Below are 13,904 nucleotides of genomic sequence, written 5' to 3'. Positions count from 1 at the left end.
ATAAATTTTCCTGCCATCAAGTATCATTGCTTGCCTTCTGCAGCGTAATACGGTAGGATGAGTATACACAGCAGTTCCCCCTTATTATGTTGGTGTGGTAACTATCATTATAAGGGGAGCACTGTGGATACTCAACCATCTGGGGCAAGCCCGGGTGGTTGATTTATTTCCCAGCCTATTCCATTTTGTCAACCCATACCCAACTTAACACAGATTATGGAAAAACTCACGGCTTACGAACCCTGGACGCACTCCACCTTGCCACCTTTGTGCTTGTTAAAGAAGATGACTGGTTCTTTGTGGCCTGTGATGATAATTTGATTAACGCCGCAAAAGCAATTGGCGCACTGGTCTTTAACCCTGTAAAAAGAACATAATCATTTTGTACAATACCAATGTCCTTCTTCATGAAGGAGATTTCTCTTGAGCCTGGTATTTTCAAGGGATAAGAGGCTTTTCCGGCGTCGCCCATTTGCCGCCCAAACGTCCTTTTTTATTTGACAAATTAATTCCTCATACCAAAAGAACCTCATTTTTTAACCACTTAATTCTCCAATCAAATTGTCAATTTACCACTAAAAAAATTTAAGGAGTGGTCAAATTGACTAATCAAGAACTGGTAAAATCCTTTCTTATGTATCAGGAAACTAAAAATCTTTCCGAACGCTCTATTGAGTGGTATCAAAGAACCTTGGAGGCATCCAGGTTGTGGATAGTTGCCCGCACGGCGGTGGATTTGCCGGAACCCACATGGCCGGTCACTACCGCCAGGTTACCGGTTTCAACGGCGTGGCGCAAGCGAGCCAGAAGTTCCTGGTGTCCGCTCTCCACAGGACCGTGCGGGTCCGGTCATCCTCTTATCCACCGGCTGAAACTCTTTGGTAACATGGTCAGGCAATAAAGAAAATCGTTCCCATCCTGTGTGTTTATGCGGTTTATGGGAGGGGTTACGCACACAGTGTACTTCTTTAGGCAAAAAATCTTCCGGACATTCTAAATATAGGATGCTGTGGACCAACAGCGTGCTTAAAGATGCCCGGCATATTACCAGAAATCGGGCTTCCAGCTCGTGGCCCAGGAAGCACACCACAGCTTCGGTCATGACCTTATCGGAGAAACGTGGAAACTGGTTCTTTAAGGCAGGGTGTTTATCGCCTTTTTCTGCATGCCGGACTTGGGTGTCAATACCGAAAGTGATACCAGCCCTACAATCGGAACGATTAGAATGTATCAGGTAAAAGATAGGAAGAAAAACGCCGGAGTGGAACCCCGACGTTTTTTCTCTATAAGGACGATTATTCTTAATGAGGCGAGCTACGCTCATCGCGTTCTTTTCGAACCAACTTTCCTTCAAGAAACAAGCCACAAAAGGGACATTCTACTTTTTCAGGAGTTCCTTCTGTAACCGGTATCCCCCATTTGGAGGGATGACCACAGTGGGGGCAATGACATTGGCCAATATTCCAGCGATGAACCTGGCCATGGTCATGCTTAATTGCCATGCCTGTTCCTCCCTTTAATTAATTTATATCATTTAAAATTATGTAGACAGTTTAAACTTGGTGAGAAAGGTTGTTGAGATGGGTTATTTTAAACATAACATGTCCTCGAGATCACTTGTGAATATTTGGTACAGACTACTTTCGACGTTTTGAGGGAATAACCTGCCAGGGGCATATCATTTTGTCATTTTTTATCAACATAAAGGATAGAAGAAAGGATCAGGGACCGATTTAAATGCCGATCCCTGATCCTTTCAGCTTAGACAAAACAATGGTACTTATGCCAATTGTTTTTGTTTGGTTTTCTCTTTTAAAGGAGGCCAGCCAAATACATTTGCCAGTTTGCTGTAGATCCATTTGGATTCTTTGGTTAGTAAGGGACCTAAGATGGCCAGAATAAGCACATAAAGGGCTGCAAAGGGCTGTAAAACAGGCAGTAAGCCGCCTGCCTTGGCCAGGTTGGCCAGGATGATTGAGAATTCACCCCGTGAAGTAATCGTTAATCCTACATTGGTAGCCCCACGGTAGGAATAGCCTGCTCTTCGACCAGCGATAATCCCTGCGATAAAATTGCCCAGCAGCGTTACCACAACCGCAGCGATGGCAGGCCATACTGCCCCCCAAGGGAAAAGGGATTGATCTGTAAGCCAAAACTGAAGAAAAAGATGGCACCGAAAAAATCACGGAAGGGAACCACCAAATGTTCAATACGGTCTACATGTCTGTCTCAGCCAGGATCAATCCCACCAGCAAGGCGCCGATGGCTTCCGCTACGTGAATGGTTTCTGAGAAGCCCGCTACCAGGGTAAGAAACGCAAAAATCACCAGCATAAAAACTTCATCGGAGGGAATGTCAAGCAGCTTGTTAAGCCGCGGGGCAAGTTTACGTCCTAACAGGATAAACGCCAGCATAAACCCCAATGCGATTCCTGCGGACATAAAGACACTTTCATGCGACGTTGCTCCGGTAAGCACCAGTCCGGAAACGATGGAAAGGTAGATTGCCACAAAGACGTCCTGATACAACATGAGGCCAAGGATCATTTCTGTCTCCGGCCGAACGGTTCTTTTCAACTCAACCAGAACTTTCGCTACAATGGCGCTGGAAGAAATCGAAATAATACCGGCTACGACCAAAATTTCCTTTAATGGCCAACCCCACATTACAGGAAGCATAATCCCCAGTGTAAAATTAATCGCCATGTAAATGGTGCCGCCCAGAAAAATAGAGCGGCCTGCGTTTAACAAACGTCCCACCGAGAATTCCAAGCCAAGATAGAAAAGCAAGAAAAGGACACCCAGACGGCCCATAAATTCAATTAAGGGTGCGCTCTTTATGAACCGAAAATCCAGCATCCCGATCACCGGTGCATGAGGACCGACGGCCATGCCGGCCAGTATCAGCAACGGTACAATGGGAAATCGCAAACGTGCGGCCAGCAGCCCGGATGCGGCCACGATGCATAGCGCCAGACCGATTTCAAATAAAAGGTAGTTTCCCATCTTAGAAACTCCCTTGCCTAATAAGATCTTTCAATGCTTTAATCTGTTTTCGATCGCCAAAAACGACCAGCGTTGCTCCTTCCGTAATGTATTGTTCCGGACCCGGATTTATGATTTTTTCATCTTTTTTGATAATGGCGATAATGGTAGCCCCGGTTTTTTTCCGGATATGCATCTCGCCAATGGTTTTTCCCCTGGCTCTACAACAACTTTCCACTTTGAACCATTCAAAAATCATACTGTCAAAGGCAACTTCAACGGACTCCAGGGCTTTCGGCATATACGTCATGCCCCCGAGAATACCGGCTACTTGACGGGCTTCCGTATCATCCAGCGTTACCATGGAAATGCTTTCTTCAGGATCGTCGTTATCAAAATGGTGGATTTCACGCCTACCATCATCATGTACAACAATGACCATCTGATCTCCACTGCGTGCGTTCACTTGAAACTTCTTGCCAATACCGGGAAGATCGCTTTCTTTAATGGTTGACATATGAAACCTCCTATAAAGCAGAATTTAAGATATTGTACCATTTTATCCTAAACCAAAACATCACTTAGCAAATTTTATTAATACCCGTCAGAAACCAGGTTGCTTTCCTTTAGGATGCGGTAAATATCCGGCTCTTCCGGTCTTTTCGGGCAGTTGTCCAGATTTTTGGCCTGTAGGGTTTTCGCCACAAATTTGTCCTGTTCTCCGGCCGTTAGTATGGTATGGACAGGCGGTAATGCTTTTATCAGCAGTTCACCGACTTCTGCCAAACTGGTACAGCCCAGCGCCTCCACCACCTGTTGCACCCTGTCCGGGGCATCCTGGGCCATGAAATCCAATGAGGCTTCATGATAATGCCGTTGGCCAGACCATGGGGCAGCCCCTTAAAATAGGTTAACGGGTAACCCAGAGCATGTACCACCCCGGTGGCGGTTTGGGCAATGACCATGCCGGCCAGCATGGAGGCATAGAGCAATTCTTCCCGCTCCGCCAGGGAAACGTCATTGGGGTTCATGGTCTTCAGCAGCCTGCCGATGATCCGGATGCTCTCCAGGGCCAGCAGGTCCGTCAAGACCGTGGCACGGTTATTGATAAAGCCCTCAACGCTGTGAGACAGGGCATCCACCGCTGTGTTGGCAGTGATGTCCCAGGGTAAGTTCAGCATGTAGCGGCCATCCAGAAATGCCAGTACGGGAAACAGCTTTTCCCCTGCAATGGACATTTTGGTTTCCGCCCAATCCACTGTAAGGATGGCATAGGGGGTTACTTCACTGCCGGTGCCGGCGGTGGTGGGTACCGCCACCACAGGCAGCGGGTCATTTGACCAGTTTTTGGCCATTAAATCCTGCTGGCTGATGTCGTTCACCGCCAGAACCGCCACAGCCTTGGCAGCGTCCAGGGGGCTGCCCCCGCCAAGGCCCACAATAAAATCTGCCCCCATCTCCCGGGCCCTCTGACCGCCCCGGTATACAGTGGTCAAACCGGGGTTTTGCTCAATTTCGTTGAAAATTTGGACCCGGATCCCTTCCCTGGTTAGGGCGGCGGTCATCTCTGCCAGGGAACCGTTCCTTTGGGAAGAACTGCCCCCGGTCACAATCAACGCTTTTTTTCCCAGGGTCGACAATTCGCTGCTGTATGTATCAACACACTTCTGACCAAAAAAGATTCTGGTGGGACAGCGGAAATTAAATTGCATCGTAAAAACCTCCTGCAGCCTGGATGATTCCGTATTTCTTCCATATTTTACCACTGATGAGGCTAAATCACAAAGTAAGAGTATGATCCAATTCATAGAAAACCCCCTGCGGGGGTCAATATTGGCCTGAAAATTATTGTGTCGGAAAAAATGTTCTAGGATACTTTTGGTTCAAAGGAATTAAATTGGGGGGCAATAATTTCTGTTTTGATATGCGGCACCTTTCCCTCATAATTTAATCCCCCGTTTTAGAAATATTTTCTGTACAGAGAGTTAAATTACTGTTCTGTTTCTATTTTACCATAAAAAAAGCGGCCGTATCTTAAACAGCCGTTACAGATTTCTGAACTTTATATAGACCCCCCCAGACGGGGGGCCTTCCCTGTTAATTTGTCAGTTCCTTGTACAATTTATTGATGGAAGTGCTCTCAATCCTGGAAATAAAGGATCTGGAGATGGCCAGCTTTTTTCCCACTTCCCGTTGGGTAAGTTCCCGTCCGCCTTCCAGGCCATACCTGAGTTTGATCACCATTTGCTCCCGGGGAGTCAATTTTTGCATGGCCATTTCCAGTCTTTCAACTTCCATATTCTTTTCCACCATCTCATCCACCGGAATTTCATTGGTTGTCAGTGTGTCCTGCAATTCCAGCGCTGCTCCGTCTTTATCATAGTCCAGAGGTTCGGAGATGGAGATGCAGCTTCTTTCATTTTTCTGCTTCCGCAGCAGCATGAGCATTTCATTTTGTATGCAGACCCCGGCATAGGTGGAAAACTTTCTTGACCTGTCAATGTCAAAGGTCTCCACCGCTTTAATCAAACCCACCACCCCACTCTGAAATAAATCCTGTTTATCCACCCCGTTGTCTTTCAGCTTGTTGGCGATTTTGGCAACCAGCCGCAGGTTTCTTTCAACTAATATGGTCTTGGCCAACCTGTCGCCCCTGATCATTTTGATGAGCAATTCTTTCTCTTCTTCCGGTGACAGCGGTTCCGGCAGGCTGCCCGAGGAAATATAAGAAACCAGGATGATTAAGCCGTTAATAATTGACAGGGCAATCAACGTCAAAACTCCGGGAGTCAACTCAGCATCCCCTCCGAAACGGAAAAATAGGTCTACATTATGCTACGGTGCACCTGCTAAAAAGTGCTTGTTCATCTGAAAAAATAATATAGAAAGTTTTGGCGGGTTTCTACGGTAAGCATGGAATACAATTATGGAGTAAAGCCATCAGGTAAGGAGACCGATTTGAAAAAAGAGCGGCAGGAAGGTTACTATGCGATTATTTTCACGTGATTGTTAAATTTTTTTCATTTAATAACTTATTTTTAACAATAATCTGCTTCATATGTTATACTCTTTCATGGACATGTAATAAATTATCTCCTTGGGGGGGACTTTATGTTTTTTAAGAAAACAGATATCTTTTTTGAGACTTTCAAGGCAATCGCTGAAAACCTGAACCGGGCAGCATTGGATTTTAGTGAGGAGATTCATAATCCCAGTCCCGAGAAAAAAGGTTTAACCAATATCCAGGATTATGAAAAAACGGGGGACCGGTATACCCATACCATCATCAAGGAATTAAACAAAACCTTTATCACTCCCCTGGAACGAGAAGATATCATGAACCTGGCCGTAAAAATGGATGACATTCTGGACGGCATTGAAGCGACCCTCATCCGGATGGATATTTACGACATCAAGGACATGAATATTTTCATTAAGCGAAATGCAGAAATTATTCTGGAACAATGCCAGGAGGTTCAAAAGAGTATTGAAAAACTGGTGACCAAAAAATTCTTGGATATCCGTGCCCACGCTGTCAGAATTAATGAGCTGGAAAATGAAGCCGACCACCTGTTTAACAACAGTCTCCGGGAACTGGTTTCCTCCTGCACCGATGCCATTGAATTTGTAAAATATAAGCAGATTTACGAGATGTTGGAAGAAATTACAGATATTTGCGAAGATGTCGCCAACATTTTAGAGAGTATCTTAATGCGAAATTCCTAGTTAAGGATGGCAGATAATGGAACAGCATGCAATTATTATAGCCGTTGTTATTTTGGCGTTGAGTTTTGACTTTATTAACGGGTTTCACGATACCGCAAACGCAATTGCGACCTCTATTTCAACCAAAGCTCTGAAACCCAAGACCGCCATCATTCTGGCCTCTGTGATGAACCTGTTGGGCGCTCTCACCTTTACCGGGGTGGCAAAAACCGTGGGTGGCAAGGTTGCCAACCCCGCCAACATCGAACACGGGGTCTACGTGGTGGCCGCAGCTCTGGTGGCGGCCATTGCCTGGAACCTGTTCACCTGGTATTACGGTATTCCCAGCAGTTCTTCCCATGCTCTGATCGGCTCTCTGGCAGGGGCCGTTATCGCTGCCGCAGGATTAAGCGCGGTGAATTTACAAGGCTTTCTTACCATTATTGAAGGTTTGATCTTATCCCCCTGCTTGCTTTTACCGTAGGTTATATCATTATGACGATTATTCGACTGATATTCGCTAATATTTCACCCCACAAGTTAAATTCAAAGTTCCGGTTTCTGCAGATTTTTACGGCTTCCTTCCAGGCTTTCAGCCATGGCACCAATGACGCCCAGAAAACCATGGGCATCATTACCTTTGCCCTGGTGGCCGGCGGGTTTCAAGACACCCTGGAAGTGGCTCCCTGGGTAAAAGTTTCCGCTGCCCTGGCCATGGCCCTGGGGACTTCCGTGGGCGGCTGGCGAATTATTAAAACCGTTGGTTCAAAAATTATAAAGTTTGAGCCTGCCAGCGGTTTTGCCTCCGACTTGAGTTCCGCCTTTGTTATCATTGGAGCGACTTTGATTAAACTGCCTGTCTCCACCACCCACGTAATCAGCTCCGCCATCATGGGTGTCGGATCTGCCAAAAGGTTTTCCGCTGTTAAGTGGGGCACAGCCGTCACCATGATCTCGGCCTGGGTGATTACCCTGCCCATCACAATGGTCCTGGCCGCACTTACCTTCATCTTTGTAAAAATGCTCTTTCTATAGCAGAAACGCCTCCAAAAATTGGAGGCGTTTCTCTTTGCGTGAAAATCTTTAATGACGGCGAAACCCCTGCAATCATTGTCTGCCCCAAAAACCGGCAGGGGGCAGAGCGTTGGATCGCATTCTGCCGGACATTCCTTTGATCTCCTGGCCAACGACCCAGAACAGGCAGTTCTCTTCGAACGGTGTAAAGTGATCGCCGGTTTGCTCAAAATTTACCGCGTAACAGCCCCCGGCACAGGTTCTGGAGCAGCCTTTACAATGAATGGGCTGCCGGCCCGGCAGCCCCAACCGGTGTATTCATGTTCGCTCTTCTTAAACTCCTCGATCAGCAATTGAACACCTTTTCCGGTATGCATGTTTAAATTTATCATATTTCCAAAGAAAAGCCAATGTCAAGCATAAGCATAAATTACAATTCTATTTACTATTTATGTCAAATGTCTTACGGAGTTATAAACTCTTTCAACACCTTACAGGTAACAAAAAATCCATTACATCATACCCTGTAATGTGGAGGTGTAAATAATGAACTATTTTCCCAAGCATAACCAGCCTTTATTTTATGTCCCTACGCAAAAACCCTGTAGGTCTCTGGGAGGCTGTATCGGCAGTAACCTGGTTACGGCAAAGTTTGATAATGGAATGATTCTTTCCGTTCGTATAACAGATCTGGTTCCCAACGAGGTTGTGGAATGCAGGCTCTGCGGGGGTGAAGCAAAACCGGATGAGGATGGTGTATGTAAAAAATGCCGTGGTACCATCTGCCCGGTATGCGGTACTTGTAATGATTAATAGGTTTGGCGTGAGAATTAGTTTTTAAGTTGATAATAAAATTGCTTAAATTGGGCATCACTTACATTAGAACTAACGGTAAGGAGGATCCCAATGAGCGAATATCTGGGAAGCAGAGAAGCAAAGCAGGAAATGCTAAAGAACATTATCAAAGACCTAGCATCAGGGTAAGGACTTTAACGAAGTAAAGGCTGAGTTTCAAAAGCTGATCAGGGATGTTGACGCTACGGAAATTGCCAATATGGAGCAGGCCCTCATTCGGGAGGGCATCAACCCGGAGGCAGATCACCAAGCTTTGTGACGTCCACGCAGCGGTCTTCCGGGATGCTCTGGAACAAAATGAAAAACCGGAACTGATTCCGGGGCATCCTATGTATTCCATAAAGCATGAAAACGAAGAAATTAAAAAGGTTTTGGCCGAACTGGACACCTTGCTAGCTGAAAACAATGTTTCCCGGTTTAAAGAACGCCTGTCTTTTTTAAGGAGAATGTGGACAAGCACTATTCCAAAAAAGAAAAAATTTGTTCCCTTACCTGGAGCGACACAATATTTCCGGTCCCCCGTCGGTGATGTGGTCGGTGGATGATGAAATCAGGGATATGATTAAAGAGGTGTCTGCCAGGGTTCATGAGCCCGCCGGCGGCAATCCGGAGGATGTAAAATCAAGTTATGAAGCCATGAAAAACAAGGTTTCGGAAATGATTTTCAAGGAAGAAAATATCCTGACCCCGATGATGATGGAAACCCTGACCGAAGAAGAATGGGTTGAGGTTAAGCAGCAGGATGAGGAGTTTGGTGTGGTCTTTTCACGTCCCCACGGGGACTTCTGGCAGCCCAAGGCAGGTCAGGTCGAAGGCGTCTCTTTTCAACCTGCCGGTGATGATGCCCTGCCCCTGGATACCGGCTTTCTAACCCTGAAACAAATTAATGCCGTTCTCACCAACGTACCCAGGGATATTTTTCCCTAATGAAGGATTTGGCATTCTCCCGATTATTCCTGCATATTGTATTCTGTATACAATATGTTGCTGGAACGCCAGTTTAACACCCGTAGCTAAAAGGGTTATAAATAAAAATATTGTCACAAGTAAATATTCACACATAACAGAAACTCCCTCGTAAATTTCTTGTAAATCACTTTACATCTGTTTAAATTTTCAATATAATTAAGGCAAGGGGAACGCCATTGGTTTAGCTTTAAGACTAACGCGGTTTCTGTTTGATGGTACCTGTTTCATTCAGTAGTCCGTTATATAAGGCCCGCAAGTGGTTGTTAGTTAAGTCCTAAGTGATTCCCTGCTAAATGAGTTGTTTATCAAACAGGTGTGAACGTTTAGAAATTGAGGTTCAGTTCCAAAAGGTAGGCTGTGTGTTTGAAATACCCTATTCTTTAACAGGCGTTCCCCTTTATTTTGAGAAACCCAGGTAATCCCTGGGTTTCTTCACTTGTTGGCGCCTTTATGGAGCCTGCAACATAGTTTTTCTACAAATCACTGCAAGCCTCTTACCACAGGGTGAGAGGTTTGTAGTTTAACAGAGTTGAAAGAACCTATGATAGGGTTTCATCTATCTCATCAAGAAGTTCGTCTAAAGGTGTATGTATGTCCAGCGCTGCAAGTACTTTCTGCCACAGGGTTTTCTCACAATCCTCCCGGCGCCACTCGTAGTCCCTGCCTGGGCCATACCCGTATACTTCCACCGCCTCCTCCTTCGGCATGAAACAAATCTCCGGCAATTCCTTTTTTATATTCTCCGCCAAGCGACTTAAAGTAACATCCAATACAAAGGCTTCATTGTCCAGGTACACCTCAATCCAGAAATGGTCATATTCCTTTTCCCCGGCAGCAAGGACTCCCGCCTGGATAAACACGTCATAATTTTTTAGCAAAAGAAGGCCAAAGATAACGGAACAGGCCTTCCGGTCATAATCCCGGTGGTCAATGATGCCGGAATCCCCTTCAAGTGAATTTTTTACAGCAATAGCAATGTCTAAAATCTGTTTTACTTGGTCCAACTGGCAAAGCAACGATGATCTCTCCCTCAGATATAAAGTTAATTCTATTACTATACCATATCCTGCGGAAAACTGAACAAAATCTTTGGTGATGAAATCAAAAGCCTTCGGAAAGGTACCGCACCTCTTTTTCCGTGGGCTCGGAAAAATCAACCCAAAACAATTTCTCTTGCTCAAGGCCTATCGTTTCTATAGGAGCATCAAACTGAATGTTGCTGTCTTCTAAGACCAGTAGTGTACGAATCACCTTAATCACCCATCGTCAATCAGCATCTTATTCATACTACGCTGTTAACGAAAAAGTATTAAGCTTTTCGGTGAGCCCTTCGGGAAGAGGCTTATTGTTTCCGGGGAAACCTCTAATTTTTAACCCTTTTTAATCCCGGAAGTTCTCTTTCTCAAACAGGTTCATCTTGTCTTTACGGCCGAAAACAATCATCTTGTCTCCTAAATGCAGCCGGGTAGATGCCATTGGTTGTACGAAATCGTTATTTTGATAGATTAACAGGATATAAATGCCAAACCGCCTGGGAATATCCAGCTCGGCCATGGTTTGTCCGGCGAACCTGGCCCCGACATCCATTTGTTCCACAACAAATCCCCGGGGCAGCTCTAATAGGTCAATCACCGCCTCGTTGGAAATAAGGTGGGCCAACCTGCGACCAATGTCCCTTTCAGGGAAAACCACCCGGTCAGCGCCCATTTTGGCTAGGACATTCCCTCTTCTTTCGGTGGCTGCCTTCACAGACACAGGAATGCCGGCTTCTTTAAGAATGTGCGTGGCAATTAAGGCCCCTTCAAAGTCCTCACCCATGGCTACTACGGCTTCGTCAAAGTTCTTTTCCCCGATGATTCGCATTAACTCGTCGTCTTCCTCAGCCACATCAAGGATGGCGCCTGAAACAATCATGTTGCGCACATTGTCCAGGGCCTCTTCATGGGCATCAACGGCAAATATATCATGACCTTTTTCATAAAGCCCTTCTATCACCCCGCGTCCAAACCGTCCTATGCCAATCACTAAAACGGACTTTTTCACTTCCGGCACGCCCCCTTACCCAATTAAAATGTCTTCCTTCATATAGCGCAAACGCCGGTACTCCTGTTTCGCTAAAAAGATGACCAGAGACAAAACACCAATCCGTCCTACAAACATTAATAAAATGATGATGACTTGTCCAAAGGGAGATAACTGCTGGGTGACCCCCATCGACAAACCAACCGTGGCCATAGCAGATACGACTTCGAAGAGTACCGGCATCAACGGCAGTTTCTCTACGGTCATTAAAAGCAATGTACTGACGGAGACCAGGATTAAAGCAACAACAGTCACGGTAAAAGCTTTGGTGACACTTTCAGAAGCAATTTCCCGTTCCCAGATAACGACTTCCTTTTTTCCCCGGGCGATGGCCCAGACAGCCAGAACAATGGTGCCGACGGTTGTGGTCTTAATTCCCCCGCCAACCGAACCCGGGCTGGCCCCGACAAACATCATCAGGATCATTAAAAACAGAAAGGGCTCACTCCAGTTTGTAATCGGTACCGTAGTAAAGCCGGCTGTTCGTGTCACCGCCTGAAACAGGCTTTCCACCACTTTGTTCTCCAGGGGAAGCGCTGCCATGGATTGGTTGTATTCGGTCATAAAATAAAAAGCGCTGCCAAATAAGGTAATCAAACCGGTAACCCACAAAACCAAACGGCTGTGCAGGCTGGGTCTTTGCCACTGTCGCTGCACCAATAATTCCTGCAGTACCACATAGCCCAAACTTCCCAGCAGGATCAGAACAATAAACACTAAATTAAGGCCGGGAGAATACCGGAAGGGCTCCAAGCTTTGTCCTGTTAAGTCAAAACCCGCCCCGTTAAAAGCGCTGACGGTGTGAAAAACGACGAAAAACAACCCTCGCAGGAAGCCGTCATTCCATATGCCCGGCATAAGCAAGGCCATTAAGACAGCTCCTACCCCTTCAATGGCCAGGGTCAGAAAAACCACACTGCGCACCAGGCTAAGAATGCCCGTAAAATTAAAATGATTGCGGTCCTGGGCAATGAGGACTCGATGTCCCAATTGAACTCTCAGTCCCAGAATGACCAAAAATAAAGTGGTTAACACCATGAGTCCCAGACCGCCGATTTGCATCAAAACCAGAATCACCGTCTGACCAAACAAAGTCCAATGCGTACTTGTAGTAACCACGGTGAGGCCCGTCACGGTCAAAGCCGATATAGCTGTAAACCACGCTTGTAAAAAAGTGCTGGGACCTTCCGGCGTAGACGCCCACGGGAGCATAAGCAACAGTGTTCCTACCAGGCCAACCGTCCCGTAACTGGCCACCAATAACTGTCCAGGCTTTAATTTTCTCTTCATTCAAAGCTCCTAATCAAAAAATAAGTGATCCACCGGTCCCCAGGTAATTCATGATGGGAACCAATTATTATTATCATAGCGAATATTAATATTTTTCGCCATAAGAAGCTTTTTTAGAATTTGCAGTATCCCGGCACAGACTATTTACAAAAGATTAAAATTAGTATAAAGAATTTCGCATTTGTTACGAAAATTATATAAACCTTAAATTTTTATAATAGTCTCTATCAAAAGTGTTTTGACCTTTTACAAAGAAAAACGGCAGCCCATTGTTCTTTTTCCAATAAAGCGAAGGGGTCCCTCGCCTTAAAATATTCAAGAAACAGGTAATCACAATGCGGGAGACAACTACGAATATATTTTTTGACTTATCCCTTTAACTGATTAAACCAGTGAAGTTTAAGGTTTTTGTAGATGGGAACAGGGAGTTGTTGATTATGATTGAAACCCAAGAGATCCTGGCCGTTAAGAAAGAAATTTTATTACAGATCCCTCCATTATCTAAATACAAAGCTGTCATTACAGACATTGAAGAAAGTCTTTTTTGGATCGACCTGCCCCGGTTGGAGGGTCAGGTTTTAGTTTTGCAGAAGGACCAGGAAATTCAAATTCGTGTACCCACACGGTACGGATTATACAGTGCGGATACCAAACTGGAAGCAATAGGTCATCATCACCAAAAGTTTTACGGTTTGTTAATACCGGACCGGTTTCATAAAATACAGGACAGGCAATTTGCAAGGACAGAACATGCGGCAAATGTTTCATTTTTCTCCGGAAACAGTACTATAATGGATAAAGAAAACTAGACAAAAAAACAGCTTTATTTAAGGTGGATCGTTGCCGTGAGAAAATCATATTCTGGGGAGTTCAAAGCCAAGGTTGTACTGGAAATTCTCAAGGAAGAGAAAACCATATCCCAGATTGCTTCAGAGTATGGGATTCATCCAAATCAATTGCTTAAATGGAAAAAAGAGGCAATAAGATCTCTGGCAGAAGTTCTTG

19 protein-coding genes and 2 pseudogenes are annotated in these 13,904 nt (G+C 45.4%); 9 read left to right on the top strand and 12 right to left on the bottom strand.

What is annotated here, in order from left to right; all coding sequences use genetic code 11:
• Positions 1-158 precede the first annotated feature (158 nt).
• Complete coding sequence (locus P378_RS19870) at positions 159-377, top strand: PIN domain-containing protein (RefSeq protein WP_180261163.1); 219 nt, start codon at positions 159-161, stop codon at positions 375-377.
• Between the two features lie 304 nt (positions 378-681).
• Here the strand turns inward: P378_RS19870 and P378_RS19865 are convergent, their stop codons facing one another.
• From P378_RS19865 to sigK, 7 genes and pseudogenes are all read right to left on the bottom strand, one after another.
• On the bottom strand, positions 682-831 hold the full coding sequence (locus P378_RS19865; protein WP_180261162.1) for a hypothetical protein: 150 nt from the start codon (positions 829-831) through the stop codon (positions 682-684).
• A 470-nt stretch (positions 832-1,301) separates the two neighbouring features.
• Positions 1,302-1,502 carry a hypothetical protein gene (locus P378_RS19115; RefSeq protein WP_143338532.1) on the bottom strand — a complete coding sequence of 67 codons (201 nt, stop codon included), beginning with the start codon at positions 1,500-1,502 and terminating at the stop codon, positions 1,302-1,304.
• 278 nt (positions 1,503-1,780) lie between these two features.
• Positions 1,781-3,005, bottom strand: a pseudogene (locus P378_RS17090) (cation:proton antiporter).
• Position 3,006: 1 nt separating this feature from the next.
• A complete protein-coding gene (locus P378_RS17085) occupies positions 3,007-3,501 on the bottom strand; it encodes a cation:proton antiporter regulatory subunit (protein ID WP_099084062.1) in 495 nt (164 codons plus the stop codon).
• 77 nt (positions 3,502-3,578) lie between these two features.
• The gene (locus P378_RS22435; RefSeq protein WP_238473384.1) at positions 3,579-3,770 is read right to left on the bottom strand and encodes a hypothetical protein; all 192 of its coding nucleotides are present in this window, start codon (positions 3,768-3,770) and stop codon (positions 3,579-3,581) included.
• Entirely contained in the window at positions 3,746-4,696 is a 951-nt protein-coding gene (locus P378_RS17080) for an iron-containing alcohol dehydrogenase family protein (protein ID WP_238473383.1), read from the bottom strand. The genes P378_RS22435 and P378_RS17080 overlap by 25 nt, the downstream gene beginning before the upstream one ends.
• A gap of 385 nt (positions 4,697-5,081) precedes the next feature.
• Positions 5,082-5,777, bottom strand: a complete 696-nt coding sequence (sigK, locus tag P378_RS17075) for an RNA polymerase sporulation sigma factor SigK (protein WP_099084061.1) — start codon at positions 5,775-5,777, stop codon at positions 5,082-5,084.
• A gap of 318 nt (positions 5,778-6,095) precedes the next feature.
• On the opposite strand from sigK, the gene P378_RS17070 reads away from it, so the two are divergent.
• Together P378_RS17070 and P378_RS17065 are read left to right on the top strand one after the other, a co-directional pair.
• A complete protein-coding gene (locus tag P378_RS17070; RefSeq protein WP_099084060.1) occupies positions 6,096-6,710 on the top strand; it encodes a DUF47 domain-containing protein in 615 nt (204 codons plus the stop codon).
• A 16-nt stretch (positions 6,711-6,726) separates the two neighbouring features.
• Positions 6,727-7,724: pseudogene (locus tag P378_RS17065) on the top strand (inorganic phosphate transporter).
• A gap of 212 nt (positions 7,725-7,936) precedes the next feature.
• Here the strand turns inward: P378_RS17065 and P378_RS20230 are convergent.
• Positions 7,937-8,080, bottom strand: a complete 144-nt coding sequence (locus tag P378_RS20230; protein ID WP_207654073.1) for a hypothetical protein — start codon at positions 8,078-8,080, stop codon at positions 7,937-7,939.
• Positions 8,081-8,249: 169 nt separating this feature from the next.
• On the opposite strand from P378_RS20230, the gene P378_RS17055 reads away from it, so the two are divergent.
• The 4 genes from P378_RS17055 to P378_RS22425 all read left to right on the top strand — a co-directional run bounded on the left by P378_RS17055 (position 8,250) and on the right by P378_RS22425 (position 9,485).
• Positions 8,250-8,516, top strand: a complete 267-nt coding sequence (locus P378_RS17055; protein ID WP_099084059.1) for a hypothetical protein — start codon at positions 8,250-8,252, stop codon at positions 8,514-8,516.
• A 205-nt stretch (positions 8,517-8,721) separates the two neighbouring features.
• The gene (locus tag P378_RS23765; protein WP_338013953.1) at positions 8,722-8,817 is read left to right on the top strand and encodes a DUF438 domain-containing protein; all 96 of its coding nucleotides are present in this window, start codon (positions 8,722-8,724) and stop codon (positions 8,815-8,817) included.
• 70 nt (positions 8,818-8,887) lie between these two features.
• Positions 8,888-9,103: a hypothetical protein gene (locus P378_RS22430; RefSeq protein ID WP_238473382.1), complete on the top strand. Its 216-nt coding sequence runs from the start codon at positions 8,888-8,890 to the stop codon at positions 9,101-9,103.
• The gene (locus P378_RS22425) at positions 9,096-9,485 is read left to right on the top strand and encodes a hypothetical protein (RefSeq protein ID WP_238473381.1); all 390 of its coding nucleotides are present in this window, start codon (positions 9,096-9,098) and stop codon (positions 9,483-9,485) included. The genes P378_RS22430 and P378_RS22425 overlap by 8 nt, the downstream gene beginning before the upstream one ends.
• Before the next feature lie 581 nt (positions 9,486-10,066).
• Here P378_RS22425 and P378_RS17045 read toward each other — a convergent pair.
• The 4 genes from P378_RS17045 to P378_RS17035 all read right to left on the bottom strand — a co-directional run bounded on the left by P378_RS17045 (position 10,067) and on the right by P378_RS17035 (position 12,899).
• The gene (locus P378_RS17045) at positions 10,067-10,543 is read right to left on the bottom strand and encodes a hypothetical protein (RefSeq protein WP_099084058.1); all 477 of its coding nucleotides are present in this window, start codon (positions 10,541-10,543) and stop codon (positions 10,067-10,069) included.
• Between the two features lie 85 nt (positions 10,544-10,628).
• A complete protein-coding gene (locus tag P378_RS19860; protein WP_180261161.1) occupies positions 10,629-10,778 on the bottom strand; it encodes a hypothetical protein in 150 nt (49 codons plus the stop codon).
• Positions 10,779-10,907: 129 nt separating this feature from the next.
• Positions 10,908-11,570, bottom strand: a complete 663-nt coding sequence (locus P378_RS17040) for a potassium channel family protein (protein WP_099084057.1) — start codon at positions 11,568-11,570, stop codon at positions 10,908-10,910.
• Positions 11,571-11,585: 15 nt separating this feature from the next.
• Complete coding sequence (locus tag P378_RS17035) at positions 11,586-12,899, bottom strand: TrkH family potassium uptake protein (protein WP_099084056.1); 1,314 nt, start codon at positions 12,897-12,899, stop codon at positions 11,586-11,588.
• 437 nt (positions 12,900-13,336) lie between these two features.
• Between P378_RS17035 and P378_RS17030 the strand changes: the two genes are divergently transcribed.
• Positions 13,337-13,708: a flagellar brake domain-containing protein gene (locus P378_RS17030; RefSeq protein ID WP_099084055.1), complete on the top strand. Its 372-nt coding sequence runs from the start codon at positions 13,337-13,339 to the stop codon at positions 13,706-13,708.
• Between the two features lie 36 nt (positions 13,709-13,744).
• Positions 13,745-13,904: transposase (locus P378_RS17025; RefSeq protein WP_143338531.1), on the top strand; the 160-nt coding region annotated here is incomplete at its 3' end.

This window comes from Desulforamulus profundi, assembly GCF_002607855.1.
Note: the sequence above shows the minus strand (reverse complement) of the source record. Positions and strands in the feature narration are given on the sequence as shown.